This window comes from Nocardia sp. NPDC051321 (assembly GCF_044455225.1).
GTDB lineage: Bacteria > Actinomycetota > Actinomycetes > Mycobacteriales > Mycobacteriaceae > Nocardia.
This window is the reverse complement of sequence record NZ_JBITEM010000005.1, coordinates 460,184-486,452: the sequence shown is the minus strand read 5'-3', so window position 1 is coordinate 486,452 and position 26,269 is coordinate 460,184. Positions and strand designations below refer to the sequence as shown.

Genomic DNA, 26,269 nt, shown 5'->3' with positions numbered 1-26,269 from the left:
GTGTGCGGGGAACTGGCGTGTCGTATGCCGTGGCCGGGCCCGGCGTGTTCGACGGCGGCGGTGCTGACCAGGTGTGTCGACGCACACGCGACGCGGCGAGCTGCACTGTCTCACCCGACCATTACGCTTGAACGCATGTCTGCGCCTGTCCCCGCCGAGTTCGATACCACGCTACTCGACACGTTGCGCCGCCGTGTCGTGATCGGTGACGGTGCGATGGGCACGATGTTGCAGGCGGCCGATCTCACCCTCGACGACTTCCTAGGGTTAGAGGGCTGCAACGAAATCCTCAACGACACCCGTCCCGACGTGCTGCGCAGCATTCACCGCGCGTATTTCGAGGCGGGCGCCGACGCGGTCGAGACCAACACCTTCGGCTGCAACCTGCCGAACCTCGCCGACTACGACATCGCCGATCGCATCCGCGACCTGTCCGAGCGCGGTACCCGGCTGGCTCGTGAGGTGGCCGACGAGATGGGACCGTCCGCCGACGGAACCCCGCGCTATGTACTCGGCTCGATGGGCCCTGGCACGAAGCTGCCAACGCTGGGCCACGCTCCCTATGCCAGGTTGCGCGACGCGTACACCGAATCCGCGCTCGGCATGCTCGAGGGCGGCGCCGACGCGATTCTGATCGAGACCTGTCAAGACCTGTTGCAGGTCAAGGCGGCGGTGACCGGCAGCCGGGCGGCCATGCGTCAGCTCGGCCGTCGCATTCCGATCATCACGCACGTCACCGTGGAGACCACCGGCACCATGCTGGTCGGCAGCGAGATCGGCGCGGCGCTCACCGCGCTGGAACCGCTCGGCATCGACATGATCGGGCTGAACTGCGCCACCGGCCCGGCCGAGATGAGCGAGCATCTGCGGCATCTGTCCCGGCACGCGCAGGTGCCGGTGTCGGTGATGCCCAACGCCGGTCTGCCGGTGCTCGGCAAGAACGGCGCCGAATACCCGCTCACCCCGGAGGAGCTGGCGGTCGCGCTCAGCGGCTTCGTCTCCGAGTTCGGGCTCGCGCTGGTCGGCGGCTGCTGCGGCACCACCCCCGAGCACATCCGGCAGGTGACCGCGGCGGTCCGCGAGATCGAGCCGAAGCTGCCGCCGCTGGACGAGCGGCGCAGCCCGGTGCACGAGCCCGCGGTCTCCAGTATGTACACGGCGGTGCCGTTCGAGCAGGAAGCGTCGGTCATGATGATCGGCGAGCGCACGAATGCCAACGGCTCCAAGGCATTCCGCGACGCGATGCTGGCCGAGGACTGGCAGAAGTGCCTCGACATCGCCAAGGACCAGACCCGCGACGGCGCGCACATGCTTGATTTGTGCGTCGACTACGTCGGCCGCGACGGTGCCAAGGATATGGAGGCACTCGCCGCCAGGCTGGCCACCTCCTCGACGCTGCCGATCATGCTCGACTCCACCGAAACCCCGGTGCTGAAGGCGGGTTTGGAGCACCTCGGCGGCCGCTGCGCGGTGAACTCGGTGAACTACGAGGACGGCGACGGCCCGGAATCCCGTTTCCAGCAGACCATGCAGTTGGTCGCCGAGCACGGCGCCGCCGTGGTCGCGCTGACCATCGACGAGGAGGGCCAGGCCCGCACCGCCGCGAAGAAGGTGGAGATTGCCGAGCGGCTCATCGCGGACATCACCGGCAACTGGGGTGTGCTGGAAAGCGACATCATCATCGACACGCTGACCTTCACCCTCGGCACCGGCCAGGAGGAGTCGCGCAGGGACGGCATCGAAACCATCGAAGCCATTCGGTTGCTCAAGAGCAGGCACCCGGAGGTGCAGACCACCCTCGGTCTGTCCAACATCTCGTTCGGCCTGAATCCCGCGGCCCGTCAGGTGCTGAACTCGGTGTTCATGCACGAGTGCGTGCAGGCCGGCCTGGATTCCGCGATCGTGCACGCGTCGAAGATCCTGCCGATCGCGCGCATCCCGGACGAGCAGCGCGAGACCGCGCTGGATCTGGTGTACGACCGCCGCGGCGAGGACTACGACCCGCTGCAGAAGCTGATGGGTCTGTTCGAGGGCGTGTCGACGTCGTCGTCGCGGGCCTCGCGGGCCGAGGAAATGGCATTGCTGCCGCTGTTCGAGCGGTTGGCGCGGCGGATCGTGGACGGCGAGCGCAACGGCATGGAGGCCGATCTCGACGAGGCGATGCAGCAGGTGCCGCCGCTGCAGATCATCAACGAGACGCTGTTGTCCGGCATGAAGACCGTCGGTGAGCTGTTCGGTTCCGGCCAGATGCAGCTGCCGTTCGTGCTGCAGTCGGCCGAGGTGATGAAGGCCGCGGTCGCTTACCTGGAGCCGCACATGGAGGCCACCGACGACAGCGGCAAGGGCCGCATCGTGCTGGCCACGGTCAAGGGCGACGTGCACGACATCGGCAAGAACCTGGTCGACATCATCCTGTCGAACAACGGCTACGAGGTGGTGAACCTGGGCATCAAGCAGCCCATCGCGACCATTCTCGACGCGGCCGTGGACAAGAAGGCCGACGTCATCGGCATGTCCGGGCTGCTGGTGAAGTCGACCGTGATCATGAAAGAGAACCTGCAGGAGCTCAACACCAAGGGTGTGGCCGAGCAGTTCCCGGTGCTGCTCGGTGGCGCGGCGCTCACCCGAGGCTATGTGGAGAACGACCTGACCGAGGTGTACGAGGGCGACGTGCACTACGCCCGCGACGCCTTCGAGGGCCTGCGGTTGATGGACGACATCATGACCCGCAAGCGCGGCGGCGGCATCGACCCGGACAGCCCCGAGGCGATCGCCGAGCGGGAGAAGGCGGCCCAGCGCAAGGCGCGCCACGAACGGTCCAAGCGCATCGCCGAGCAGCGCAAGGCCGAAGAGGTGCCGATCGAGGTGCCCGCGCGTTCCGACGTCGCCGCCGATGTGCCGGTGCCGACGCCGCCGTTCTGGGGCACCCGGGTGGTGAAAGGCCTGGCGCTGCACGAGTATTCGGGGCTGCTGGACGAGCGGGCGCTGTTCCTCGGGCAGTGGGGCCTGCGCGGCCAGCGTGGCGGCGAGGGGCCGAGCTACGAGGAGCTGGTGGAGACCGAGGGCAGGCCGCGGTTCCGCGCCTGGCTCGATCGGCTGAGCACCGAGGGTGTTTTGCAGCACGCCGCGGTGGTGTACGGCTACTTTCCCGCGGTGTCCGAGGGCGACGACGTGATCGTGCTCACCGACCCCGCAGTGTTCGATCGTCGCTCCGCAAGCTACGCGAACGGCGCTGCGCCCGAACGCTATCGGTTCACCTTCCCGCGCCAGCAGCGCGATCGCTTCCTCTGCATCGCCGACTTCATCCGGTCGCGCGAGCAGGCCGAGGCGACCGGTCAGGTGGACGTGCTGCCCTTCCAGCTGGTCACCATGGGCCAGCCGATCGCCGACTTCGCCAACGAACTCTTCGCCGCCGACAACTACCGCGATTACCTCGAGGTGCACGGCATCGGCGTCCAGCTCACCGAGGCCCTCGCCGAATACTGGCACCGCCGGGTCCGCGAGGAACTGACCCTGGACGGGCACGCGGTCGCCGACGACGATCCAAGCGACGTCCTCGAATATTTCAAACTCGGCTACCGGGGCGCCCGCTACTCGTTCGGCTACGGCGCCTGCCCAGACCTGGACGACCGTGCCAAACTAGTCGACCTGCTCGAGGCCCACCGCATCGGCGTCGAGCTGTCCGAGGAACTGCAGCTGCATCCGGAACAGTCCACCGATGCGTTCGTCCTGCTGCATCCCGAGGCGAAGTACTTCAACGCCTGAGTTCCGCGGGCGAACCTGCTCGGGCGGCGCCGCCGTCGCGTTAGCCGCATACTCGCTACGGCGGTGTGCGGTCGAACGCGCGGGCGCTCGCCGCCGAATCAGTTATCGGACCGGTCGGTGAATAGTGATCGTGGTCACGGTGTGACGGAACACTGTTCGCGTACCGCAAGGGCCTTGGCTACCTGCTCGTATGCCATGATTTGGGCAAATCCCGACGCGCCGAGCGGATTTCGTGCCTCGGCGTGGCGGGTCGCTGACCTGGGGTATCACCCGGGGACGTTTGGTGAGGTGGATGTGTGTCGGGTGGGTATGCCATTGTCGGAAGCGTTGCAACTGCATCCGGGGCAGTCGGCGGGTGCGTCGCCATCGCTGCTTACGGGTGTAAAGAACTACGGCGCGTAGCGTTTTCGGGGATTTCCCGGCGTTGCGCGCCACTGCGGTACCAGCTCGGCGCGTAAGCAGGAAGGCACAACAGCATGACGGCGGACCGATTGATCGCGGGACGGTATCGACTCACGGATCCGATCGGCACAGGCGCGATGGGCGTCGTCTGGCGCGGCACCGACGTCCGCCTGCGGCGCACGGTCGCGGTGAAGCAGCTCATCCTCGGACCAGGATTGACGCGCACGGCCGCGCTGGAGGCAAAGCTGCGCGCCATGCGCGAGGGGCGCATCGCCGCCCGGCTGCATCATCCGCACGCGATCACCGTCTTCGACGTCGCCGAGGAAGACGGCCAGCCGTGGCTGGTCATGGAATACATGGACGCCCCGAGCCTGGCCGCCAAGCTCTCCGGCAAGCGCACCCTGGCCCCGGTGGAGGTCGCCCGGATCGGCGCGCAAGCCGCAGGCGCGCTGGCCGCCGCGCACGACGCGGGCATTATGCACCGCGACGTGAAACCCGCGAACCTGCTCGTCGGCGACGACGGCACCGTCAAGATCACCGACTTCGGCATCTCCCGCGCCGTCGGCGACGTCACCGTCACCGCCACCGGATTCCTCGCCGGCACCCCGGCCTACCTGGCGCCCGAGGTGGCGCGCGGCGAGAACCCGGAACCCGCCTCCGACGTATTCGCCCTCGGCTCAACGCTTTACGCCGCCGTCGAGGGTATGCCGCCGTTCGGCGAGGGCGACAATCCGCTGGCCGTGCTGCACGCCGTCGCGCGCGGACAGGTACCGGTGCCCGAGCACGCCGGCGCGCTCGGGCCGGTCCTGCTGCGGCTGCTCGCCCCGACCATCGACGCGCGCCCGACCATGCGGGAGGCGCAGAAGGCGCTGGAAGCCGTTGCGGAGGGCCGGGTTCCGGCCTTGGCCACACCCATGCTCACCAAGGCGCTACCCGCCCCCGGTGCCGACAACGCGACAACCGTGCTGCCGCAACCGAGTCCACCGCCAGGCACCGACGCCGCGGGCAGTACCGCGAACGCGAACGACGCCACGGCGCTGGTCTCGACCGCCGCGTTGACGAATCCCCCTGTCGCCGAGCCTGTTTCCGCGCAGCCGCCGCTGCCCCCGCGCGGTGCGTCCTCGACCATGCCCGGCGGCTCCGGGCCAGGACCCTCGCGCAACCGTTCATTGGCCATGGCAGCGGCGGCGTTCGTCGCGGTACTCGCCGTGATCGGTCTCGTCGCGTTCCTCACCACCGATCGCGACAAGGGGCAGACCGCGACACCGCCCGCGAACAGCCCGATCCCGTCTTCGGTAGCCGAGGTCCCGCCGTCGGCACCCGACGCGGCGGGCCCCGGTCAGCAGGAGCCCGCGGCACAGGTTCCGCCCTCCGCGTCGTCGGCGCCGCCGAGCTCGGCCCCGACGCCGACCTCAGGACCACCTACGCCGACACCAACGCCTACTCCGTCGACCAAGGCGCCGGCCACGACCATCACCGTGACCCCGTTCGGCGCACCCACCGCGGCGAATGTCGCCCAGTTCGTCCAGGGCTACTACGGCATGCTGCCAGGCAACACCGCCGGCGCCTGGTCCCAGCTGACGCCCTCCTACCAGTCGCAGGCCAGCGGCAGCGGCTACAACGGCTACGCCAGCTGGTGGAGCACGGTCAGTTCGGTCAGCGTCGGTAACGTCACGACGCAGGGAGAGAACCGAGCGGTCGTTTCGCTGACCTATCGCATGAAGAACGGTGAGATCAGGTCCGAGAGCCGATGGATCCAGGTGGTATCGGAGAATGGACGGATGTTGATCTCCGGTTCTGGCACATGAGTGGGCGAAGCGTGGACGGGACCGCTCGACTAGCCGCCGTGTTGTGGGACATGGACGGCACGCTGCTCGACTCGGAGAAGCTCTGGGACGTCGCCGTCCGGGAGCTGGCCCGCGAGCACGGCCACGAGATGACCGACGAGCTGCGGCACGCGCTGATCGGCGCGTCCGGGCCTGACGCGTTGCGGATGGTTTTCGACGGACTCGGCGTCGAGTCGACCCCCGAGGCGTTGCACGCGGCGGGGGAGTTCCTGGAGTGGCGGGTGACCGAGTTGATGACCGGTCCCATCCCGTGGCGGCCCGGCGCCAAGGAGGCGCTCGGGATGGTGCGGGAGGCGGGGCTGGCGTCGGCGCTCGTCACCAATACCAAGCGGTCGCTCACCGAGTTCGGCCTGAACACCCTCGGCCGCGACTTCTTCGACGCGTCGGTCTGCGGGGACGAGGTGGCGCGCGGCAAGCCGGAGCCGGACGTGTATCTGCGGGCTGCCGAGCTGCTCGGCGTCGAACCGCGCGACTGTGTCGCCGTGGAGGATTCGCCGACGGGTACCCGCGCGGCACAGGCGGCGGGCTGCGCGGTGATCGTGATCCCGTGCGAGATTCCGGTGCCGGACGGGCCGGGTCGCAGCTTCCGCGACACCCTGGTCGGCCTCACCGTCGATGACCTCGAACAAGCGCTGAAGCAGCGCGGCTGAGCGGACGCCGTTCGACACTCCCGACCACGCTCCATCGAGAGTTACTGTGCCGCAACGGGAGTGCGTGCTGCTAATAGGTGTGACCGCGATCACCGGTAATCTCGCCCAATCCCGGGCGTGTCGGCGGTCGGCTCTACCAGAATGTCGCCATGGCAGCGTTGGGTGTCCTCGACGAGATCGTTGATACCGCACGGTATCCCCTCGCGAATTCCGCGGACGCCGGCCGGCGCGCCGCGGTGGCCAACGCCAGGACGGAACTGGCAGCTAGCGGCTGCACGGTACTGCGGGGTTTCATTCGGCCGGAATTGACCGAAACGCTGCGGGCGCAGGGCGCCGCGATGGCCCCGCACGCGTACTACGAGGTCGAGCGGGTCAACGCCTACAACATCCCGCTGGATACCGAACTGCCAGAAGACCATCCGGGGCGCATCGTGCTCGATCGCGGCAACGCGTTCGTGCCGCGCGACCGCATCCCCGGCGACGCGCTGATCCATCAGCTCTACACCGACATCCGGTTCCAGCGTTTCGTCGCTGACTGTTTCGGCCTCGCCGAACTACACGAATTCGCCGACCCGCTGGCCGGCCTGAGCCTCAACGTGGTTGCCCCGGGCATGTCGCACCCGTGGCACTTCGATACCAACGAATTCACCGTCAGCATGCTCACCCAGCCCGCGGAGTCGGGCGGAATCTTCGAGTACTGCCCCAACATTCGCACACCGCAGGCCGAGCACCTCGACGACGTGCGCGCCGTGCTCACCGGCGCGGGCGAGTCGTCGATCCAGCGGCTCGACCTGCGCCCCGGCGACCTGCAGCTGTTCCAGGGTCGCTTCTCGCTGCATCGCGTGTCACCCGTCGCCGGTGCCACGCAACGACATTCGGCGATCTTCGCCTACACCGACCGGCCGGGCGTCATCGGCACGGTGGAGCGCACCCGTCAACTCTTCGGCCGTGTACTACCCGACCATGTGGCCGCCGCGGCCGACGTTGTCCGCGGCGACCGCTTGCTCGACTGAGCCGAACGGCCCGATCGAGCTGATCGGGAGTTACCGCTCGACCCGAGAGGAACGACTGTGGCAGTGCCGTTACACACGACCGGGAAAGCCTCCTTCGACGACATCTACGACCGCCCCGATCCACGCGACTACTACGCCCGCATGTCCGATCTCGACTATCGCATTCCGGAACTGGCGAAACCCGTTTTCCAGCAGCAGATTCGGGAGTACCGCGCCTCGGCCCGCGTCAGCACACTCACCGTGCTCGACATCGGCTGCTCCTACGGCGTCAACGCGGCACTGCTGCGCTTCGACACCACCATGCCGGAACTCGCCGAGCACTATCGCAGCGCCGACGGGGATCACGCGGCCCTCGTAGCCCGCGACCGCGAAGCTCTCGGCAGCAGAGACGGTCTCGCCGACGTCCGCTTCCTCGGCATGGACGCCTCCGCGCCCGCGCTCGCCTACGCGCGGGAGACCGGCCTGCTGCACGACACCGTGCACGCCGACCTCGAGTCCGGCGAGCCGACCGACGAACAGCGCGAGTTGCTCGCCACCGCCGACATCATCATCTCCACCGGCTGCATCGGCTACGTCACCGAGAAGACTCTGGCCCGAGTCGCCACCGCGCATCCGCGTCGGCGACCATGGATGGCACACTTCGTGCTGCGCATGTTCGACTTCGCGCCGATCGCCGCGGAACTCGCCGCGCTCGGCTACCGGACCGAGCAGGCGCCAGGGCTGTTCGAGCAGCGCAGGTTCGCCTCCGATGCCGAGCAGGCCCAGGTGCTGAACGCCCTGTCCGCCAAGGGAATCGACACCACCGACCGGGAAACCGAAGGCTGGCTCTATGCCGGTCTCTACCTATCGCGACCGTTGCCGAAGCACCACGCCGACACCGAGGACCAGCATTGACCGACCGCACGTTCGCCGCCGACGACAGCCTGCCCAGGGTGCCCCTGCCGACCCTGGAGGACAGCTGCGCCAGATTCCTGCGGTGGTGCGCACCGCTGCTGACCGCCGACGAGCTCGCCACCACCGAGGCGGCGGTCGACGAGCTGCTGCGCGCGGACGGCCCCGGCCGCACCTTGCACGCGGCGCTCGCCGAGTACGACGCCACACCGGGCGTCGGCAGCTGGCTCGACCTGTTCTGGCCGTCGCGATACCTGGGCAGGCGCGACCGCATCGCGTTGAACGCCAACTTCTTCTTCCTCTTCCGCGACGACACCACCCTGGCCGCGTCGACCGCCGCCACCCAGGTGGATCGGGCTGCCGGAATCATCTCCGCCGCCGTTGATTACAAGCTCTCCCTGGATGCCGAGGCGATCCCGCCGGTGCTGCAGCGCGGGCAAGCGCTGTCGATGTGGCAGAACAAATACCTGTTCTCCGAGACCCGCATTCCCGGCGAGACACAGGACAGCGTCCGGGTGCCCTACAGCGAGGAATGGCCGGGCCCGTCCGATGCCAAGCACGTGGTGGTGTTCTTCCGCGGCAGCATGTTCCGGATGGACGTGCTCGGCCAGGACGGCGCGCCGTACTCACTCGACGACCTGGCCTGCGGGCTGCGCGAGGTGCTGAAGGCGGGCGCGCGTTCGACCCGAACCGATTCCGCGGTAGGCCATCTCACCACCAAGGCGCGCGCCGAGTGGGCGGCGAGCAGGCAGGCGTTGCTCGCCGAGCCGACCAATGCCGCGGCGCTCGACACCATCGAGACCGCGCTGTTCTGCGTCTGCCTGGAGGACTTCGCCCCGCGCGACGAGCTGCACGCGTGTGATCAGCTGTTGCACGGCGACAGCGCGAACCGGTGGTTCGACAAGGCGGTGTCGTTCATCGTCTTCGCAGATGGCCAGGCGGGCATCAACATCGAGCACTGCGGACTGGACGGCACCACCATCCTGTCGTTCGTCGACGCGATGCTGGAGGTTTCGGCGCCGGAGCACGCCGCCCGATCCGGGGCGCGGGCGCAGGGTCTGCCCGCGGTCGAGCCGATCGAGTTCGTGCTGGATGCGGCGCAGCGCAACGACATTGCCGCCGCCGGTGCCGATTTCGCCCGCTATGCCGCCGAGAATGCCACGCAGACGGTGTCTTTCGAGGATTTCGGCACCACCAGGGCCAAGCAGCTCGGCATCTCCCCGGATGCCTTCGCGCAGTTGAGTTATCAGCTGGCGCACCGGCGTAGCAAGGGAATCACCGGCGCCACTTACGAATCCATCGCCACCCGGCAATATCGCAACGGTCGCACCGAGGCCATGCGGGTGATCACCCCGGAGATGGTGGCGTTCGTGGACGCGGTGCAGGACCCGGCGGTAGACCAGCCCGCCAAGCTCGCCGCCGCGCGCACCGCCGCCGCCGCGCACGTCGCGCGGGCCAAGGAATGCCAGGCGGGTGCCGCGCCCGAGCAGCACCTGTGGGAACTGCAGTGGATCCAACGCCGTCGCGGCGCGGAACTCGATGTCACCGAGCCGATTTCGCTCTACGACAGCCCCGGCTGGGTGATCATGCGCGACGACTACCTGAGCACCAGCTCGGCGCCGTCGGTCAACATCCGCTACTTCGGTTTCGGCTCGACCAGCCCCCGCTGCATCGGCGTCGCCTACGTGCTGCTGCCGGACCGCTGGAACCTGTACCTGGCCACCCCGACCACGGTCGCGGACCAGATGCACGCCTTCGCCGACCACCTGCGCACCGCGGTGGCCGACCTGGCGGCATTGCTCGGCGCGGAATAGTCAGTCGCCGCGGACGCGCTGCGTGTCGGCGCGTCCGAAGGCGGCGTCCGCCTCGGCGGTGATCCTGGCCAGCACGTCGGCGGCGTAGTCGATCGAGCTGATCAGATCGACGGCCTCGCCCGCCCAGACGGCCAGCGCCGCCGGATCGTCCTGCTCGACGGCGTCCAGGTAGCCCTGTTGCGCCGCGGTGTCGGTGCGCAGTTCGTCCTCGCGGTCCTGCCAGCTGTCGAAGAAGCGGTTGCGCAGCATGCGCGCGGTGTACCGCGCCGGCCACGGCGACCGGCGAGCGATGTCGTATACCCGGTTGCGCGAGGTCTCGTCGCCCGTCGCGGCCACGATCGCCTTCGCCTCCTCGGGCGCGAGCAGCGCCTCGTGCGTCGCCTCGAACCGGGTGCCGATCAGCGCACCCGCCGCGCCGAGCGTCAGCGCGGCGGCGAGCCCACGGCCGTCCGCGATTCCGCCCGCGGCGAGTACCGGCGTCGGATGCACCAGATCGACGACCGCGGGAACGATCGTCAAGGTCGACCGCCCGCCACCATGACCACCCGCCTCGGCGCCCTGCGCGATGATGACGTCCGCGCCGACATCGCGGGCCCGCTTCGCCTCGTCCAGATCGGTGACCTGCACCAGCACCTTCGCGCCCGCCTCGCGCACCGCCGCGACGAACGGGCTCGGGTCGCCGAACGACAGCGCCACCGCGCTCGGCCGATGCTCGTCGAGCACCCAGCGCAGCGTGTCGAGCTGCACCGCCCAGGACAAGAATCCGACACCCCAAGGTGCTCGAGCTTGCTTCGCGGCAATCGCGAGCTGTGGGCCGAGCCACGCCCAGTCCCCACCGCCAGCACCGATCAGCCCCAACCCACCGGCATTGGACACCGCGGCAGTGAGCTCGCCGCCCGCCACCCCGCCCATCGGCGCCAGCGCGATCGGGTGGCGCAGGGCGAACAACTCGGTCAGTGCTGTCTGAAAGGGCATGGCACCATCATGCCCACCACCGCGCTCCGCGAAAGCCGGGATGGGCCGGAGCAACGGTCCCGCACACCGGTCTGAAACAATGGCTCATCGTGAAGAACTTCGAAACCCTGTTCGCCGAGCTGCAGGATCGTGCGGTCACCCGCCCCGAGGGGTCCGGAACCGTTGCCGCGCTGGACGCGGGCGTGCATAGCCAGGGTAAGAAGGTGCTCGAGGAGGCAGGCGAGGTCTGGCTGGCCGCCGAGCACGAGAGCGACGAGTCGCTCGCCGAGGAGATCTCGCAGCTGCTGTATTGGGTGCAGGTGCTGATGGTGGGTCGTGGATTGAAGCTGGAAGACGTGTACCGACATCTGTGATGGCCGCGTCTTACTCCGTAGTTTCCACTCCCGAAAGGACCCCGTCCCATGCTGCGCGTAGCAGTTCCCAATAAAGGCGCCCTGTCCGAAGCCGCCACCGCCATCCTGGTCGAGGCCGGCTACCGCAAGCGGACCGATTCGCGCGACCTGACCGTGCTCGACCCGGCCAACCAGGTGGAATTCTTCTTCCTGCGGCCCAATGACATCGCCATCTATGTCGGCTCCGGCGAGCTCGACCTCGGCATCACCGGCCGCGATCTCGCGCTCGATTCCGGCGCGCCGGTCAGCGAACGGCTCGGCCTCGGCTTCGGCCGCTCCTCCTTCCGCTACGCCGCACCGGCCGGGCAGGCCTGGCGGGTCGAAGACCTCTACGACAAGCGCATCGCCACCTCCTACCCGAATCTGGTGCTCAGCGATCTGCAGCGGCGCGGCATCGAGGCCGAGGTGATCCGGCTGGACGGCGCGGTGGAGATCTCCATCCAGCTCGGCGTCGCCGACGCCATCGCGGATGTGGTCGGCTCGGGCCGCACGCTGCGTCAGCACAATCTGGTCGCGTTCGGTGAATCGCTGTGCGACTCGGAGGGCGTGCTGATCGAACGCACCGGTTCCGATCAGCAGGAGCGGGCGCGCAATCAGCTCATCGCGCGCGTGCAGGGCGTGGTGTTCGGCCAGCAATACATCATGCTGGACTACGACTGCCCGAAGGAGTTGCTCGAGGCGGCGGTCAAGATCACGCCGGGCCTGGAGTCGCCGACGGTATCGCCGTTGGCCGACGACGGCTGGGTGGCGATCCGCGCGATGGTGCCGCGCAAGCAGGGCAACGAGGTGATGGACCAGCTCGCCGAGCTCGGCGCCAAGGCCATTCTCGCCTTCGATATCCGCTCCTGCCGCGCCTTTTGAGCGGATTATGAATCATTCACGCTGAACACAACCGGTGTGCCTGCTGACCGGGTGTTGCTACCGTGCGGCCTCTCGATGAGGAACGCAAGGAGCACACCCGTGTCGCAGACATCGCCCGACGAACGGTCGGGAAGCACATTCGCCTGGAGTGAGGACTGGCTGGCCGCGGTCGCCGGACTGGCGCTGATCGCGCTGGTTTTGGTCGGCGCGATTCCGGATTGGCTGGTGCCGTGATGTCGGATACTGAAGCGCGCGAAGGTAATTCGGACGGCACCGTGGTGACCGAAACCGGTACGGACACCGGCACTTCCGCCCCGGTGAAGTCGGAAACGGCGGCACTGCAGGCGGTCTCGCGGCCGACGGTCAGCGCGATCGTGGCGGGCATCGCGGTCGTCCTCGTGCTCGGCGCGCTGACCCGCTTCTTCGACACCCATGTCCCGCGGTGGGCGGCGGACACGCCGTTCAAACGGGTGGCCAAGTCGATCGAGTTCCCGGTGTACGCCATCGTGATCGGCCTGCTCGGCAACGTCATCCTGGCCAAACTCGCGCTGCGCGACCGGCTTTCGGCCGGATTCCGCACCGAGTTCTTCATCAAGACCGGCGTGGTGCTGCTCGGTGCCTCGATCAATCTGAAGATCCTGGTGACCGCGGCGGGTCCGTCGATCCTGCAGGCGCTACTGCTGATCACCGCGGTGTTCGGGTTCACCTGGTGGCTCGGCGGGCGGCTCGGGCTCGACGACAAGCTGCGCGCGCTGCTGTCCTCGGCGGTGTCCATCTGCGGCGTCAGCGCGGCCATCGCGGCGGCCGGTGCGGTGCAGGCCAAGCGCGAGCAGATCGCCTACGCGGCCTCGCTGGTGATCATCTTCGCGTTGCCGTCGATCTTCGTATTGCCGTGGCTCGCCGACGCTTTCGGGCTGTCCGACGCGGTCGCCGGCGCCTGGATCGGCGGCAATATCGACACCACCGCGGCGGTCGCGGCGTCCGGCGCCATCGCGGGGGAGAAGGCGCTGCAGATCGCCACCATCGTGAAGACCACGCAGAACGCGCTGATCGGCATCGTCGCGATCGCGTTGACCGCGTACTTCACCCTGAAGGTGGAACGCACCGCCGGTGCGGTCCGGCCCTCGGCGCGGCAGTTCTGGGAGCGGTTCCCCAAGTTCGTGCTCGGTTTCGTCGCCGCGTCGGTCATCGGCACGCTCTACCTGCAATCGGCCGACAAGAAGTCCGGCGCCGCGCACATCGCCATCATCAACGACCTGCGCACTTGGTTCCTGATCTTCGCGTTCGTCTCCATCGGGCTGGAGTTCTCGCTGCGCGGCCTGCGCGAAGCCGGGTGGCGGCCGATCGTCGTCTTCGGCTCCGCCGTCGTGGTCAATCTGGCTGTCGGACTAGGCCTTTCAGTCTTGCTGTTCCACAACTTCACGCTCTGAGCGGCGGCGGTGGCGTCCACCGGCGGGTGCGCCCGAGCGTGGACGAGACACCGAAGTCCGCTTTGAGCTGTTCGGGAATGGCGTAGTGCATGACCCGGCCGCGGGTCAGCGAGCTGAGTTCGAACAGGGCGGTGAAGTGGCCGAGGCGGTCCAGCGCCCACGCGCCGAGCGGGGATCTGTCCTCGATGGTTTCCAGGATGCCGAGCAGGCTCGGCGCGGCCTTCACGGCGGTATCCCACGCGGTGCGGGGTACCTGCAGCCAGTCGGCGCTGGTATCACCGATGAGGTAGCGGATGAGGGCGGCGACGATGGGGTCGAAGACGGTGCCGGGGACGACCTCCTCGTAGAGGTCGATGAGCTGGCGAGTGAGGTTGACGCCCTCCTCGCTGGGACCCATGTACCGGGTCAGATAGGTGTCGAGGAACTCCCGGGCGCTGGCCAGGTCTTCGGGCGCGTGCGCTTGGTCCACGCCGAGCATCGCCCCGACCACCCGCCACGCGTAGTAGTACGCCTCGGCTCCGTCGACGCTCATGTGGATATTGAGCCGGTGCAGACTGTCGAGAACCAGGATGGAGAACAGCAATTGGCCGCCGATCATATCCTCCTGGCAGATCGGCGTACCGAAAGTAGCGGTGTCCCAAAGGTTTTCCCTGGACAGATGATGGCGAATCGAAGCGTGCAGCAGCCGGACCTTCTGCACGGCGGGCACGAAGCGACTGCCCGCTTCGAAGGCGTCGGGCTGCATCAGGTAGACGGTGAACTGCCCGGTCTCGGCCATCCGTCTGGACGGATACTCCAGTGAGTGCGTGGCCGACAACAGCTTCGCGACGTGCGGAACGAGGTAGCAGGCCGGCATCGAGGCGAACGACAAGGCCGTGGAGATGTGCACGTTGTTGTCGATGAAGAACAGCCGCGCCTTCTCCATCTCGCCCCAGTCCACCCAGGCGGGCGGCGTGCTCGTTTCGCGCAGGTATTCCCGGGCGACGTCCGGCAGGCCGTCCGGTAGGGGTGCACCGGCGGTGGAGACGTAACGCATGAGGGTGTTGAACTTGCCGACCTCGCCGCGCTCGAACAGGGTCGCGACGGTCGCGTCGGCGAGTTCGTCACCGTATTGCCGCAGTGCGTCCATCGACGTGGTGGTGTAGGTCATCGGGCGCTCCTAGTTTCGATGGTCCAGCCTTCGGAAGTGCTGCTGCCGCAAGGTCAGTGGTTTCGGGTGGTTGCGGTGTGCGCGAGCTCGCTCAGCGCGCCGGCGGCGTGCTGGGGCACGTCCAGGCCGGCCAATGCGCCAGTGGCCTGCTCGACCCGCTCGACGATCATCCGTTCGATCCGATCGGGCGCGCCGACCCGGTGCATCAAGTCGCACATCTCGCGCAACTCGTCCGGGCCAGGATCTGGTCGATCCAGTAAGGCGCCCAACTGTTTTCGTTGTCTGCGGTCGGCGACGCGCCACGTCTCGGCGAGCAGGGCGGTCGGACGGCGAGCGCGCAGGTCGTCGAGACTCGCCTTGCCGGTCCGGACCGGGTCACCGAACAGACCGAGCAGGTCGTCGCGCAGTTGGAAGGCCTCGCCGAGCGGTAATCCGTAGGCGGAGAACGCCTTCGACAACCGCGGGTGCGCACCCGCCAGCGCGCCGCCGATCAGTAACGGCTGTTCGACGGTGTATTTCGCTGTCTTGTACCGGACCACCTTCAACGATTCCCCGGTGTCCGGTGCCGCGCCGGTGCAGAGAATCTCCAGGCATTCACCCGCGATCAACTCGCGGGCCATCGCCATCCAGAGCGGACGCGCCCGCGAGAGATACGCCGCGGGCAACCCGCTGACGAGGAACAAGTGCCCGGCCGAAGCCACAAGCAGGTCCCCGACCAACATGGCGAGGGCTCTTGCGGATTTCTTCGCGCTCGGGCGTCCACACAGCGAGGTGCGTAGCGCGATTTGCGCGGTGGGCACACCGTGCCGCAGCGGGCTGTCGTCGATGATGTCGTCCTGCACGCTGGCCGCGGCGTGCACCAATTCCATTGCCGCCGCGGCACGTATCAGCGCGTCACTGTCCGGCTGCCCCGCCGCCCGCCAGCCCCAGTAGCAGAACGCCGCCCGCAACCGTTTGCCGTGCGCGGTCGCCACCACGATCTGCTCGGCTACCGGCCGCAATTTCGGGTCGACCATCAGCAACTGGTCGTTCTCCTGCGCGACGAACCGCGCGAGGGCGGTGTCTATGCGGGCCTTGAACGCGGCGGGGTCGTATCGGTCAGACATCGTCGGCGGCGGCACGTCGTGCCACTACCTGCTGGGCGAGGATTTCCAGGTGAGCTGGGGGAACGATGGCATACCGATCCAGTGCGAGCCTGCCGCGTGCCTTCAGATCCGTGTCCGCCTCGCCGAACAGCGCGGCCAGGTCCGACCGGCCTAGTAGCGCGCGCATCCGCCCGACCACCGGTCCGATCCGGCTGAGGGCCAATTCCGCTAGACCGGCCGCCAAGAGCACGGCGTCCTCGCCCCGAGATCCGTAAGATTCCGATTGTTGCGACATCCGATCACGCTCCCCATCCGTACGAGCGGTACCTGTCGCCGTGGGCGTCCCGAGAACAGGGTGGAATCGGCACGGCAAACTCAGTGTGACATCGGCGGCGGTCGGACACGCCGAGAATCTCCTCGGCTTTCGTTGCGGCACCGCAGTTGTCGGTATGTACGAATTCCGCGAGTCTTCACGATAACTTCATGGTGTGTCGGCGACACTGTGCGATGTGTCAGGCGAAATACACACGGAGAACGTCGGGGCGCCGCAACGGGCCCCCGTAGGGACGCAGGGAAGGACGTCGATGACGACGGAGGCCGAGCAGGTCAGCCGATGGCTCCGCATTCGGAACGCACTGATCCTGGTCGGTGACGTGGTGGGGGTTGTGGTGCTGATCGTCGCGGTGGCAATGATCGGATCTCATGGCACGTCATTGGATTTCATCTTGGGGGCCGGTCGATAGGTCAGTCCGCGACCGCGTCCGCGAGGGTCTCGTCCGGCGACTCGGCGGTGCCGCCGGCCGGCCAACCGGGGTAAGGCGGTGGCGTGCCACCGAATTCGGGGCACAGCGGCTGGTAATCGCAATAGGAGCAGAGCCAACTGGTGTTCGGCTGGAAGTCGCCGGTGCGCCCGGCCTCCAGGATGGCCTCCCACAGTGCGGACAGGGTGCGTTCGAAGCGGAGCAGCTCCTCCTCGTCGGGGGCGTAGGTGAGGATCTGCTCGTCGGCCAGGTAGATCAGCCGCAGCTGGGCGGGCAGGATGCCGCGGGTGCGCAACACCACCAGCGCGTAGAACTTCAGCTGGAACAGCGCCCTGGTTTCCTGCGTAGGCCCGGGGGCGCGGCCGGTCTTGTAATCGACCACCCGCAACTGTCCGGTCGGCGCGACATCGATCCGATCGACGAAGCCGCGCAACAGAACTCCGTCCGCGAGCTCGACCTCCACCCGCGCCTCGCGTGACTCCGGATCGAAACGCGTCGGATCTTCCAGCCGGTAGTACGCCCGCACCAGCGCGCGCACCTCGCCGAGGAAACCGTCCAGTTCGGCGTCGGTGATCAACTCGGTCACCGCGGGCCACCCGGCCGCGATCCGCGCCCACACGGGCACGATCAGCCCCTCTGCCCGCTGCGGCTGCCGTTGCGCCGCTGGCAGGCCGTACAGGTCCTCCAATACTCCGTGCACCACCGTGCCGCGCAGCGCGTTGCGATTCGGGGTCTCCGGGATCCGATCGATCGCCCGGAACCGGTACTTCAACGGGCACTGCTTGAAATCCATTGCCCGCGAAGGCGACAGCGCGGGCCGCGACCGACTCGCCGCCGCACCGGCATCGGACGCCTGCGCGCCGTCGGTAGGGGGCGTGGACACGGGCGAGCTCATACCTGGCAGGCTATCCGGCGGCACCGACACGCCGGTGCTCGACTATTCATCGCACTGCTCCGCAGTCGACAGCACTGCTCTTCCAGCGAACGGAGATTCATGACGGCCAGACGGACCGGGCCATTCACCCTCGGTGACCGGGTACAGCTGACCGATGCCAAAGGCCGCCTGTACACGGTGGTCTTGGAGGAGGGCAAGGAGTTCCACACCCATCGCGGCGGGATCAAGCACGACAGCTTGATCGGTGCCGACGAGGGCACCGTGGTGAACTCCACCAACGGCACCCCGTATCTGGCCTTGCGCCCGTTGCTGGTCGACTACGTGCTGTCCATGCCGCGCGGCGCGGCCGTGATCTACCCGAAAGACGCCGCCCAGATCGTGCACGAGGGCGATATGTTCCCCGGCGCGCGGGTCTTGGAGGCCGGCGCGGGCTCCGGCGCGCTGACATGTTCGCTGTTGCGTGCCGTCGGGCCGCAGGGCGAGGTCGTCTCGTACGAAATTCGCCAGGATCACGCCGATCACGCGATCCGCAACGTCGAAACCTTCTATGGCGAACGTCCGGCTAACTGGTCGTTGACGGTCGGCGACGTGGCCGATTACGAGGGCGAACCGGTGGATCGCGCCGTGCTGGACATGCTCGCGCCGTGGGACGCGCTACCCGCGGTGGCCAAGGCGCTGGTTCCCGGCGGCGTGCTGATCATCTACGTGGCAACGGTCACCCAGCTGTCGAAGGTCGTCGAAGCGTTGCGCGAACAGGAGTGCTGGACCGAGCCGCGCTCCTGGGAGTCGATCGTGCGCGGCTGGCACGTGGTCGGCCTAGCGGTCCGCCCCGAGCACCGCATGCAGGGCCACACGGCCTTCCTGGTGAGCGCCCGCAGGCTCGCCGAGGGCACAGTGACCCCCAAGCCCCAGCGCAGGCCCTCGAAGGGCTGACGCGCCCGTCCGAAGGCGCCCTTCAGCTGAAGGTCGCCTTCGGACGGTCAGGCGGGGACGCAGGGGGCCTGGGCGAAGCCGAGGAGGAGGCAGCCGCTCGCGTCGGACAGTTTCCAGGTGCCGTTGACGTTCTCCCAGCTGATGGGCATCGCGGGGGCGGCGCCGTGGGGGGAATTGATGGTGACCTGTGCGGTAGCCGTGTTGGCTTGTGCTGTGACATCCGCCACTGCGAAAGTCAGCGCGTAGCCTGCCAGCCCCTTGTTCATCTGATCGATGTTGGCCGTGCGCTTTTCGCCGTCGACGATCAGCTTGGTCTTGTCGGCCGTGGGTACCGCCGGATCGGACAATTTGACCAGCACCGCCTGCAGTGTCTCCGGGCTCGGCGCGCCCGCGGCGGCGGACGGCGCGGCGCTGGTCGAGGCCACTGCGCTGGAGGAAGAGACCTTGGCATCGGATTTGTTGTCGTCAGAGCTACAGCCGGCCAGCCCGGCGGTAACGACAAGGGCGGCAGCAGCGGTAGCAAGAGAAACGCGGAAGATTCTGGCGGGAAGGAGCATATTCAGCAACCTTTCGGCTCGGTCGGCGAGCTGGCTCACCGAGTGCGGGTTAGGGCAGGCTAACATGGTCATCCGGCGGTCGATCGCAGCCCAGATGTGATCACGACGAAACCATGTCGGAAAGCGAGAACGGTTCGCGCCCGGTAGCGTTGATAGACCGGGACTGGGAGGAGCAGCACATGAGCCCCATCGAGAATTCGGATTCGGCGGCCTGGAGAGAGCTCGAGGCGGTACGCGCCGAAGCGGCTGCACTCCGCAGGCAACTCGCCGATTCGCCGGATCGTGCACGGGAATTGGAAGCCCGCATCGATTCGCTGACGATTCGCAACACCAAGCTGATGGACACCCTCAAGGAGGCGCGCCAGCAGCTCGTCGCCTTGCGTGAGGAAGTCGATCGGCTCGGTCAGCCGCCGAGCGGATACGGAATCATGATCGGCGTATACGACGATCAGACCGTCGACGTGTTCACTTCGGGTCGCAAGATGAGATTGACGTGTTCACCGAACATCGAGACCTCGACCCTCGAATACGGTCAAACCGTCCGGCTCAACGAGGCACTCACGGTCGTCGAGGCCGGCGTCTTCGATGCGATCGGCGAGATCGGCACCCTGCGGGAGATCCTCGATGACGGCCGTCGTGCCCTTGTCGTCGGTCATGCCGACGAGGAGCGCGTGGTCTGGCTGGCGGGCCCGCTGGCCAAGGTCGCCGAGTACGACGACATGGACGACCCGGACTCCCCGATTCGTAAACTGCGCCCTGGTGATTCGCTGCTGGTGGACACCAAGGCCGGGTTCGCGTTCGAGCGTATTCCCAAGGCCGAGGTCGAAGACCTTGTGCTGGAAGAGGTTCCGGACGTCGACTACACCGACATCGGTGGCCTCGGTCGGCAGATCGAGCAGATCCGTGACGCGGTGGAACTGCCCTTCCTGCACAAGGACCTGTTCCGCGAGTACGCGCTGCGCCCGCCCAAGGGCGTGCTGCTCTACGGTCCGCCCGGTTGCGGTAAGACGCTGATCGCCAAGGCGGTGGCCAACTCGCTGGCCAAGAAGATCGCCGAGGCGCGCGGCGAGGATGCCAAGGAAGCCAAGTCGTTCTTCCTGAACATCAAGGGCCCCGAGCTGCTCAACAAGTTCGTCGGCGAGACCGAGCGCCACATCCGGATCATCTTCCAGCGCGCCCGCGAGAAGGCGTCCGAAGGTACGCCGGTGATCGTGTTCTTCGACGAGATGGACTCCATCTTCCGCACCCGTGGTTCGGGCGTGTCCTCCGACGTGGAGACCACGGTCGTGCCGCAGCTGCTTTCGGAGATCGACGGCGTCGAGGGACTCGAGAACGTCATCGTGATCGGTGCCTCCAACCGCGAGGACATGATCGACCCCGCGATCCTGCGGCCCGGCCGCCTGGACGTGAAGATCAAGATCGAGCGGCCGGACGCCGAATCGGCGCAGGACATCTTCTCCAAGTACCTCACGGAGACGCTACCCCTGCACGCCGACGATCTAGCCGAGTTCGGCGGCGACAAGCTGGCCTGCGTCCAGGCGATGATCGAACGGGTCGTCGACCGGATGTACGCCGAGAGCGAGGACAACCGCTTCCTGGAGGTCACCTACGCCAACGGTGACAAGGAAGTCCTGTACTTCAAGGACTTCAACTCCGGCGCCATGATCCAGAACATCGTGGACCGCTCCAAGAAGTACGCCATCAAGTCCGTCCTCGACACCGGCAACCCCGGCCTGCGCCTCCAGCATCTCTACGATTCGATCCAGGACGAGTTCTCCGAAAACGAGGACCTGCCCAACACCACGAATCCCGATGACTGGGCCCGCATCTCGGGCAAGAAGGGTGAGCGGATCGTCTACATCCGCACCTTGGTCACCGGCAAGAACGCCAGCGCGAGCAGGGCAATCGACACCGAGTCCAGCACAGGCCAGTACCTGTAGATTTCAGTACAAAAAGCCGCGCTCCCGTTGGGAGCGCGGCTTTTCGTGTTGCGGCGCACTACTCAATCGACGTGAGTCAAATGGTCGCCATCCAAGATCAGTAAGCGACCTTTTGACTCACGTCGATGGAGCAGGGCGGGGGTGGTGGCTCGGTGGGCGGGGGCGGGGCAGACTCGGACTCATGAGTAGTGAGATCAAGCAGTCGGTAGTTGTTGAGGCCGGGGGCGGGAAAGTTCGGGGGGTTGTCGAGGGGGCGGTGAGCGTCTTTCGGGGGATTCCGTATGCGCGGGCCGATCGGTTTGGGGAGCCGGAGGCGGTTGCGCCGTGGCAGGGGGTTCGGGAGGCACGGGAATTCGGGGTGGCGGCACCGCAATTGGCGTCGCGGTTGGATCGGGCGATGGGCGGGTTCGAGGTGGGGCAGGGGGAGGACTGTTTGTCGTTGAATGTGTGGGCGCCGGCGGGGGATGGGCATCCGGTGTTGGTGTTTATGCACGGGGGTGGGTTTTCCAGTGGGGCAGGCAGTCTCGGGTGGTATGACGGGGCCGAGATGGCGGCGCTGGGGGATGTCGTTGTGGTGACGGTGAACTATCGGCTTGGGCCGCTTGGGTTCTTGCGGTTGCCGGGGGTGAGTGCGGGCAACCTGGGTTTGCTGGATCAGATCGCGGCGCTCGGCTGGGTGCGGGACAACATTGCCGCGTTCGGTGGTGATCCCGGACGGGTGACCGCGGCGGGGCAGTCGGCGGGGGCGATTTCGCTGGTGGCGATGTTGTCGGGGGAGCGGGCGGAGGGGCTGTTTCAGCAGGTGATCTTGCAGAGTCCCCCGCTCGGGATGCTGCCCGATACGCCGGATGCGGCGGAGCGGACCGGCGCAAAGTTCTTGCAGGAGTTGGGTGTTACGGCGGGGGAACTCGGTCAGGTGCCGGTGGACGCGTTGCTGGCCGCGCAGGTGGCGGTCGCGAAGGGGGCCGGGGGGCAGGTAGTGCCGCCGTTCCAGTTGGTGGGCGATGGGGTAGTGGTTGCCGCCGACCCAGTTGCCGCGGTGAGCGGGCGTGCGGACGGCATGCCGATGGTGATGGGGACTACCAAGGACGAGGCGTCGGCGTTCTTCTCCGACGACTGGGATGTGGTGGCGGCAGTCTCGGAGCAGATCTTCCGGGGACCGACTCGGCGATTGAGTGAGTCGCGCGATACGGCCTGGCTGTTCGAGTTCGATTGGTATCCGGAAGGCAGTCCGTTCCGGGCGTGCCACTGCCTCGAGCTGCCGTTCCTCCTCGGCAACGCGGAGGCATGGCGGCACGCGCCGATGCTGCAGGGTGAGCGCCCGCAAAGGCTCGTCGACGAGATGCGTGGCAGCTGGCTGAGTTTCACCAAGGACGGTGATCCGGGGTGGGAGCGCGGCACCACTCGGCACTTCACTGGCTGATCGTGCTAATATTTGGCCGTGCGGTCAGAAAGTAGTACAGACGGCCAGCAAAGGTCGTTCATCGAAGAGGCGCGGCGTCGGCAGATCATCGCGTCGGCGGTGGAGGTGATCTCCGAGGTCGGGTACGGCAATGCGTCGCTGGCGCGCATCGCCAAGCATGCCGGGATCTCCAAGGGGGTCATCTCCTACCACTTCGCCGGTAAAGACGATCTGATGACACAGCTGGTGATCCAGCTGTACATATCGGGCGCGGAGCACATCGGGCCCAAGGTCGCCGCGGCGATCGGCCCGCGAAACATGTTGCTGGCCTACATCGAATCGAATCTCGCGTTCATCGCCGCGAACACCAACTACGTCGCGGCACTGATGGACGTGGTGCTGAATCTCCGCGATGCCGACGGCAAGCCGAAGTTCGCCTCGGCCGAAGGGGAGCGCGAGATCATCGTGCCGTTGATCGACATCATGCGGGAAGGCCAGCGCGCCGGGGACTTCGGCGAATTCGATCCACTGGCAATGGCGATGTCCATCCGCGACACGATCGACGGCGTGGCCGGGCGCGCGATCCGGGAGCCGGACTTCGATATGGACGGGTACACGGCACACATGTGCCGTTTGTTCGATTTGGCGACGCGAAAGGTGGGGGAAGATGACTGACACCGCGACAACCCAAGTGCGGCAACCGGATACGACCGAGCAGCAGGCGCCGTTCGCGCTCGTCGGCGTCGGTGCCATCGCGCTCGTCTCGGCGATCGCGCTGCTGGCCTCGGCGGGCCGGTACGGATTCTTCGGCGACGAACTGTATTTCATCTCGGCGGGCCGCAGGCTCGCGGTCAGCTACGCTGATCAGGGCCCGCTGTTGCCCGCGATCGCGCGGCTGATGGACTTGATCGCCCCGGAATCCTTAGTGGCCCAGCGCATTCCGGCGCTGCTGGTCACCGTCGCCGCGGTGCTGATCAGCGCGCAGATCGCCAGGGAATTCGGCGGATCACGCAACGCGCAACTGCTGACCGCGACCGCCTACGCTACTTCGCCTTTCCTGCTGGTTCAGGGAACTCAGTTGGCTACCAATACGGTCGACACCGCGTTGTGGGTGTTGATCAGCTGGCTGCTCATCCGCTGGGTGCGCACTAGGCACGACTCGCTCCTGCTGTCGGCGTCCCTGGTGACGGCGCTGGATATGCAGGTCAAATGGCTGATCCCGTTCTTCTGGATCGCGGTCGCCATCGGGGTGGCGATGTACGGCCCGCGCGACCTGTTCCGACGCCCGGCGCTGTGGTTGGGCGGGGTGCTGGTCATCTGCGTGACGCTGCCGAGCCTGATCTGGCAGGCCTCGCACGACTGGCCGCAGTTGCGTCTCGGCGCGGTGGTCGCCGAGGAACAGGCCACCGTCGGCGGTCGCTACACCTGGCTGCCGCTGGCCCTCGCCGCCGCGGGTCTGCTCGGCGGTGTGCTGCTGATCTACGGAATCGTGACCCTGTTCCGCTGGGAACCGTTGCGCCAGTACCGATTCCTCGCCCCGCTGCCGCTGCTGCTCGCCGTCGCCTTCATCGCCACCGACGGCAGGGCGTACTACGCCGCAGGCTGCTACGCCGCGCTGTTCGCCGCGGGCGCGGTGCGCTGGACCGAAAAAACGGGCAGGCTACGCATGATCCTGACCGCCACGATGATTGTCATATCCGTTGTGCTCGCGGCATTTACGATGCCATGGCGGCCAGAGTCCTCGATCGAACCCGCGGCGAGCGAGGCCGACGCGGGCCTGGCGATCGGCGTCTACGGCAGATTCGGCTGGCCCGAACTCGCCGCCGCCACCGCCGATGCTTACCATTCGCTCCCCGAGGCCGACCGAGCCGACGTCGCCATCATCACCGACTCCTACTGGCAGGCAAGCGCACTCGACGTCTACGGCACCGACCTCCCCGCCATCTACAGCCCCAACCGCGGTTTCGGCTACTTCGGCACCCCACCGGACTCCGCCACCACCATCCTCTGGGTAGGCAACGACGAATCCGACATCCGCCCGCTGTTCGGCTCGATAACCCCCATCGGCCACGCCAACACCCGCCTAGGCTTCCCCGGCTCCACCCGCGACGTAACCATCTGGCGCTGCGACAACCCCCGCGCCCCTTGGTCCCGAACCTGGCCCGGCCTGCTGAAATTGTGAGCGTCGGTTGCTCTAGCGTTAAGCTACGTCACTCGTTATCCAACCTTCGAGGCCTAAAGTTCAGTAACGTGCCTGCTTGCTTAACCTTATGCTGAGTTCGATTGACGGACTGAAGCGCAAGGTTCGCACGCCCACTGTCAGCCGCACACCGCGTGTACGGGTGTGCGGCTTACACAGTGAGTGTGCGGTTGAGTTCTGACCCGGCGATCGGGCTTCGGCTGCTTCCCGTGCGGGCCCTCGTCGAATTCGCCGATGGAATCCGCCGCGTGCGTGGCTGAGCTGGAAATCGGGTGGCGGTGGGGCTCGGCCTTTGACAATCTTCGGGAATGGTCGACAGGGCGTTCAGTGAGGCGCGGTTAGCCGCGGTGTATGACCGGTTCAATCCGTGGGAAGGGCGGGGGGACTTCACGTTTTATCTGCCGTTGGTCATGGGGGCACGGTCTGTGCTCGATGTCGGGTGCGGGACGGGTGAGCTGTTGCGGCGGGCTCGGCGGGACGGTCATTCCGGTCTGTTGTGTGGGGTGGATCCGGCGGTGGGGATGCTGGAAGTCGCACGGGAGCAAGGGGATATCGAGTGGGTGTTGGGGGAGGTGGGGGCGGTTCGGGGGCGGCAGTTCGAGTTGGTGGTGATGACCGGGCATGCGTTTCAAGTGCTTGTCGGTGATGCGGAGTTGCGATCGATGTTGGCGGTGGTCGCGTCGGTGTTGACCGACGATGGGCGGTTCGCGTTCGAGACGCGGAATCCGCTTGTGCGGGAATGGGAGACGTGGAATCGGCGGTACTCCGAGGTGGTGTCGGATGCGGCTGGGGAGATGGTGCGGTGCGTGTGTGAAGTTGCCGAACCTGTTGCGGGGGACCTGGTGTCGTTCACGCATACATTTACCAGTGCGGGGTGGGAGCGGCCCGAGGTCAGTCACAGCACGTTACGGTTTCTCGACTCGGACGCGCTGGCCAGGTTCTTGTCCGAGGCGGGGTTGGTCGTCGTCGAGCAGTTCGGGGATTGGGATCGGAGTCCGCTGACGGCGGCAAGTCCGGAGATCATCACCGTCGTACGTCGCGGTGGGTGAAAACGACTCGCCGGTGTCCGATTCATCCAAGACCAGGAGTCGGCGTGCGGGTTGACTGGGTCCGTACCCGGTCACGGTCGAGCGATACGTCTTGAAGCTCGACTCGGACAGTCGACCCGTCAGTCAATTCGGACGCGGGAGTGGCTGCCTGCCAACAGGATTCGATGTCATCAGCGCGACTCGAACGGTTGTGCGCATTCATGGGACGTCTGATAGTGGATCTTGGTAACATCTGCTTCGACAGAGGCGTCGCACAG

At 67.1% G+C, this 26,269-nt stretch carries 23 protein-coding genes; 17 read left to right on the top strand and 6 right to left on the bottom strand.

Annotation, left to right across the window (positions count from 1 at the left end; all coding sequences use genetic code 11):
* The first annotated feature begins 135 nt into the window (after window positions 1-135).
* The 6 genes from metH (at window position 136) to ACIA8C_RS14470 (ending at window position 10,382) form a co-directional block, all read left to right on the top strand.
* Window positions 136-3,765, top strand: coding sequence for a methionine synthase (gene metH / locus ACIA8C_RS14495; protein WP_397134624.1), 3,630 nt, complete (start codon window positions 136-138; stop codon window positions 3,763-3,765).
* Between the two features lie 476 nt (window positions 3,766-4,241).
* Complete coding sequence (locus ACIA8C_RS14490; protein WP_397134622.1) at window positions 4,242-5,975, top strand: protein kinase; 1,734 nt, start codon at window positions 4,242-4,244, stop codon at window positions 5,973-5,975.
* Window positions 5,972-6,664, top strand: coding sequence for an HAD family hydrolase (locus tag ACIA8C_RS14485; protein ID WP_397134620.1), 693 nt, complete (start codon window positions 5,972-5,974; stop codon window positions 6,662-6,664). Before ACIA8C_RS14490 ends, ACIA8C_RS14485 begins: the two co-directional genes overlap by 4 nt.
* 149 nt (window positions 6,665-6,813) lie before the next feature.
* Window positions 6,814-7,677 carry an arpA protein gene (locus ACIA8C_RS14480; RefSeq protein WP_397134618.1) on the top strand — a complete coding sequence of 288 codons (864 nt, stop codon included), beginning with the start codon at window positions 6,814-6,816 and terminating at the stop codon, window positions 7,675-7,677.
* A gap of 57 nt (window positions 7,678-7,734) precedes the next feature.
* Window positions 7,735-8,571 carry a class I SAM-dependent methyltransferase gene (locus ACIA8C_RS14475; protein WP_397134616.1) on the top strand — a complete coding sequence of 279 codons (837 nt, stop codon included), beginning with the start codon at window positions 7,735-7,737 and terminating at the stop codon, window positions 8,569-8,571.
* Window positions 8,568-10,382 (top strand): choline/carnitine O-acyltransferase, encoded by a 1,815-nt coding sequence (locus tag ACIA8C_RS14470; protein ID WP_397134614.1) that lies wholly within the window; start codon window positions 8,568-8,570, stop codon window positions 10,380-10,382. The genes ACIA8C_RS14475 and ACIA8C_RS14470 overlap by 4 nt, the downstream gene beginning before the upstream one ends.
* Here ACIA8C_RS14470 and ACIA8C_RS14465 read toward each other — a convergent pair whose 3' ends face one another.
* Window positions 10,383-11,357 (bottom strand): NAD(P)H-dependent flavin oxidoreductase, encoded by a 975-nt coding sequence (locus ACIA8C_RS14465; protein WP_397134611.1) that lies wholly within the window; start codon window positions 11,355-11,357, stop codon window positions 10,383-10,385.
* A 71-nt stretch (window positions 11,358-11,428) separates the two neighbouring features.
* Between ACIA8C_RS14465 and ACIA8C_RS14460 the strand changes: the two genes are divergently transcribed.
* The 4 genes from ACIA8C_RS14460 (at window position 11,429) to ACIA8C_RS14445 (ending at window position 14,040) form a co-directional block, all read left to right on the top strand.
* Window positions 11,429-11,710, top strand: a complete 282-nt coding sequence (locus ACIA8C_RS14460; RefSeq protein WP_174412539.1) for a phosphoribosyl-ATP diphosphatase — start codon at window positions 11,429-11,431, stop codon at window positions 11,708-11,710.
* A 48-nt stretch (window positions 11,711-11,758) separates the two neighbouring features.
* Window positions 11,759-12,610, top strand: a complete 852-nt coding sequence (gene hisG / locus ACIA8C_RS14455; RefSeq protein ID WP_397134609.1) for an ATP phosphoribosyltransferase — start codon at window positions 11,759-11,761, stop codon at window positions 12,608-12,610.
* A gap of 99 nt (window positions 12,611-12,709) precedes the next feature.
* Window positions 12,710-12,844 (top strand): hypothetical protein, encoded by a 135-nt coding sequence (locus tag ACIA8C_RS14450; RefSeq protein ID WP_379290350.1) that lies wholly within the window; start codon window positions 12,710-12,712, stop codon window positions 12,842-12,844.
* Complete coding sequence (locus ACIA8C_RS14445) at window positions 12,844-14,040, top strand: YeiH family protein (RefSeq protein ID WP_397134606.1); 1,197 nt, start codon at window positions 12,844-12,846, stop codon at window positions 14,038-14,040. Before ACIA8C_RS14450 ends, ACIA8C_RS14445 begins: the two co-directional genes overlap by 1 nt.
* Here the strand turns inward: ACIA8C_RS14445 and ACIA8C_RS14440 are convergent.
* Genes ACIA8C_RS14440 through ACIA8C_RS14430 form a run of 3 tightly spaced genes read right to left on the bottom strand, consistent with a single transcriptional unit; the run spans window position 14,030 to window position 16,570 of the window.
* A complete protein-coding gene (locus tag ACIA8C_RS14440; protein WP_397134604.1) occupies window positions 14,030-15,190 on the bottom strand; it encodes an oxygenase MpaB family protein in 1,161 nt (386 codons plus the stop codon). The two genes, ACIA8C_RS14445 and ACIA8C_RS14440, sit on opposite strands and share 11 nt — an antisense overlap.
* A 53-nt stretch (window positions 15,191-15,243) precedes the next feature.
* The gene (locus tag ACIA8C_RS14435; RefSeq protein ID WP_397134602.1) at window positions 15,244-16,296 is read right to left on the bottom strand and encodes a polyprenyl synthetase family protein; all 1,053 of its coding nucleotides are present in this window, start codon (window positions 16,294-16,296) and stop codon (window positions 15,244-15,246) included.
* Window positions 16,289-16,570: a hypothetical protein gene (locus ACIA8C_RS14430; protein WP_397134599.1), complete on the bottom strand. Its 282-nt coding sequence runs from the start codon at window positions 16,568-16,570 to the stop codon at window positions 16,289-16,291. Before ACIA8C_RS14430 ends, ACIA8C_RS14435 begins: the two co-directional genes overlap by 8 nt.
* Window positions 16,571-16,859: 289 nt before the next feature.
* Between ACIA8C_RS14430 and ACIA8C_RS14425 the strand changes: the two genes are divergently transcribed.
* Entirely contained in the window at window positions 16,860-17,018 is a 159-nt protein-coding gene (locus tag ACIA8C_RS14425; protein ID WP_397134597.1) for a hypothetical protein, read from the top strand.
* 1 nt (window position 17,019) lies between these two features.
* On the opposite strand, the gene ACIA8C_RS14420 is transcribed toward ACIA8C_RS14425, so the two are convergent.
* Window positions 17,020-17,931 (bottom strand): RecB family exonuclease, encoded by a 912-nt coding sequence (locus tag ACIA8C_RS14420; RefSeq protein WP_397134595.1) that lies wholly within the window; start codon window positions 17,929-17,931, stop codon window positions 17,020-17,022.
* Between the two features lie 99 nt (window positions 17,932-18,030).
* Between ACIA8C_RS14420 and ACIA8C_RS14415 the strand changes: the two genes are divergently transcribed.
* Entirely contained in the window at window positions 18,031-18,864 is an 834-nt protein-coding gene (locus ACIA8C_RS14415; RefSeq protein WP_357389253.1) for a tRNA (adenine-N1)-methyltransferase, read from the top strand.
* A 47-nt stretch (window positions 18,865-18,911) separates the two neighbouring features.
* Here the strand turns inward: ACIA8C_RS14415 and ACIA8C_RS14410 are convergent, their stop codons facing one another.
* Entirely contained in the window at window positions 18,912-19,460 is a 549-nt protein-coding gene (locus ACIA8C_RS14410) for a hypothetical protein (protein WP_397134593.1), read from the bottom strand.
* Window positions 19,461-19,600: 140 nt separating this feature from the next.
* Here ACIA8C_RS14410 and arc point away from each other — a divergent pair, with 140 nt between their 5' ends.
* The 5 genes from arc (at window position 19,601) to ACIA8C_RS14385 (ending at window position 26,012) form a co-directional block, all read left to right on the top strand.
* Window positions 19,601-21,361, top strand: a complete 1,761-nt coding sequence (gene arc, locus ACIA8C_RS14405; RefSeq protein WP_397134591.1) for a proteasome ATPase — start codon at window positions 19,601-19,603, stop codon at window positions 21,359-21,361.
* Between the two features lie 181 nt (window positions 21,362-21,542).
* Window positions 21,543-22,784: a carboxylesterase family protein gene (locus ACIA8C_RS14400; RefSeq protein ID WP_397134589.1), complete on the top strand. Its 1,242-nt coding sequence runs from the start codon at window positions 21,543-21,545 to the stop codon at window positions 22,782-22,784.
* Window positions 22,785-22,802: 18 nt separating this feature from the next.
* Window positions 22,803-23,438, top strand: coding sequence for a TetR/AcrR family transcriptional regulator (locus tag ACIA8C_RS14395; protein WP_397134587.1), 636 nt, complete (start codon window positions 22,803-22,805; stop codon window positions 23,436-23,438).
* Window positions 23,431-24,945 carry an ArnT family glycosyltransferase gene (locus tag ACIA8C_RS14390; protein ID WP_397134584.1) on the top strand — a complete coding sequence of 505 codons (1,515 nt, stop codon included), beginning with the start codon at window positions 23,431-23,433 and terminating at the stop codon, window positions 24,943-24,945. The genes ACIA8C_RS14395 and ACIA8C_RS14390 overlap by 8 nt, the downstream gene beginning before the upstream one ends.
* 326 nt (window positions 24,946-25,271) lie before the next feature.
* Window positions 25,272-26,012 (top strand): class I SAM-dependent DNA methyltransferase, encoded by a 741-nt coding sequence (locus ACIA8C_RS14385; protein WP_397134582.1) that lies wholly within the window; start codon window positions 25,272-25,274, stop codon window positions 26,010-26,012.
* Window positions 26,013-26,269: the final 257 nt, after the last annotated feature.

Bases quoted from the DNA above. Each gene is read 5' to 3' on its own strand.
- metH (WP_397134624.1), top strand. From the start codon at position 136: ATGTCTGCGCCTGTCCCCGCCGAGTTCGATACCACGCTACTCGACACG.
- ACIA8C_RS14490 (WP_397134622.1), top strand. From the start codon at position 4,242: ATGACGGCGGACCGATTGATCGCGGGACGGTATCGACTCACGGATCCG.
- ACIA8C_RS14485 (WP_397134620.1), top strand. From the start codon at position 5,972: ATGAGTGGGCGAAGCGTGGACGGGACCGCTCGACTAGCCGCCGTGTTG.
- ACIA8C_RS14480 (WP_397134618.1), top strand. From the start codon at position 6,814: ATGGCAGCGTTGGGTGTCCTCGACGAGATCGTTGATACCGCACGGTAT.
- ACIA8C_RS14465 (WP_397134611.1), bottom strand. From the start codon at position 11,357: ATGCCCTTTCAGACAGCACTGACCGAGTTGTTCGCCCTGCGCCACCCG.
- hisG (WP_397134609.1), top strand. From the start codon at position 11,759: ATGCTGCGCGTAGCAGTTCCCAATAAAGGCGCCCTGTCCGAAGCCGCC.
- ACIA8C_RS14445 (WP_397134606.1), top strand. From the start codon at position 12,844: ATGTCGGATACTGAAGCGCGCGAAGGTAATTCGGACGGCACCGTGGTG.
- ACIA8C_RS14440 (WP_397134604.1), bottom strand. From the start codon at position 15,190: ATGACCTACACCACCACGTCGATGGACGCACTGCGGCAATACGGTGAC.
- ACIA8C_RS14435 (WP_397134602.1), bottom strand. From the start codon at position 16,296: ATGTCTGACCGATACGACCCCGCCGCGTTCAAGGCCCGCATAGACACC.
- ACIA8C_RS14430 (WP_397134599.1), bottom strand. From the start codon at position 16,570: ATGTCGCAACAATCGGAATCTTACGGATCTCGGGGCGAGGACGCCGTG.
- ACIA8C_RS14425 (WP_397134597.1), top strand. From the start codon at position 16,860: ATGACGACGGAGGCCGAGCAGGTCAGCCGATGGCTCCGCATTCGGAAC.
- ACIA8C_RS14420 (WP_397134595.1), bottom strand. From the start codon at position 17,931: ATGAGCTCGCCCGTGTCCACGCCCCCTACCGACGGCGCGCAGGCGTCC.
- ACIA8C_RS14415 (WP_357389253.1), top strand. From the start codon at position 18,031: ATGACGGCCAGACGGACCGGGCCATTCACCCTCGGTGACCGGGTACAG.
- arc (WP_397134591.1), top strand. From the start codon at position 19,601: ATGAGCCCCATCGAGAATTCGGATTCGGCGGCCTGGAGAGAGCTCGAG.
- ACIA8C_RS14400 (WP_397134589.1), top strand. From the start codon at position 21,543: ATGAGTAGTGAGATCAAGCAGTCGGTAGTTGTTGAGGCCGGGGGCGGG.
- ACIA8C_RS14390 (WP_397134584.1), top strand. From the start codon at position 23,431: ATGACTGACACCGCGACAACCCAAGTGCGGCAACCGGATACGACCGAG.
- ACIA8C_RS14385 (WP_397134582.1), top strand. From the start codon at position 25,272: ATGGTCGACAGGGCGTTCAGTGAGGCGCGGTTAGCCGCGGTGTATGAC.